Origin of the sequence: Halorussus marinus (genome assembly GCF_004521895.1) — an archaeon.
GTDB lineage: Archaea > Halobacteriota > Halobacteria > Halobacteriales > Haladaptataceae > Halorussus > Halorussus marinus.
The window spans coordinates 1-698 of sequence record NZ_SBIR01000025.1; the positions used below are offsets into that span (position 1 = coordinate 1).

1 protein-coding gene is annotated in these 698 nt (G+C 53.2%); it reads left to right on the plus strand.

Annotation, left to right across the window (positions count from 1 at the left end; genetic code table 11):
• Nucleotides 1-54 precede the first annotated feature (54 nt).
• Nucleotides 55-690, plus strand: a complete 636-nt coding sequence (locus EPL04_RS18505; protein WP_134672659.1) for an IS6 family transposase — start codon at nucleotides 55-57, stop codon at nucleotides 688-690.
• The last annotated feature ends 8 nt before the right edge of the window (nucleotides 691-698 follow it).

Consider the following 698-nt stretch of genomic DNA (forward strand, 5'->3'; position numbering starts at 1 on the left):
GGTCGTGTTTAGTTAAGAGTGAAGGATGAGGCGGGAGTGATTTTGTGCTGATCCATGGCCAAAATCACCCGCCTCAGCGGTTGTAGTGACTGGATCGACTTGGAGTTTGTGGAGCGTGAACGGACACCGCCTCGAGTGATGAAGCTCGGTATTCGATTGCATCTCGCCGGATTATCACTTTCGAATACCATCTCAGAACTTGAGAAATCCGGTGTCCAACGGAGTCGGAAAGCAGTCCACGATTGGGTGCAGAAAGCCGGTCTACAGCCCACTGACGGGGAAAGCCCAAATCAGATTGCGGTGGACGAAACGGTGATTCGCATCAATGATGAACAGTATTGGCTGTACGCCGCCGTCGATCCAGCGACGAATCACCTACTTCATGTTCGGCTATTTTCGACGTATACAACCGCTCTAACTCAGGTTTTCCTCCGAGAACTCCGGGAGAAACACGACGTCGAAGGGAGTCTGTTTCTCGTCGATGGCGCATCCCACCTCCAGACCGCGCTTGACCGTGCAGGCCTCCGATTTCAGTATGAACGCCACGGAAATCGGAATAGCGCCGAACGTGTCTTCCGCGAGGTAAAACGCCGGACCTCCTCGTTCAGCAACTGTTTCAGCCACGTCGAACCAGCAACTGCTGAAACATGGCTCCAAGCCTTTGCCGTCTGGCACAATTCCACAAACTAAACACGATG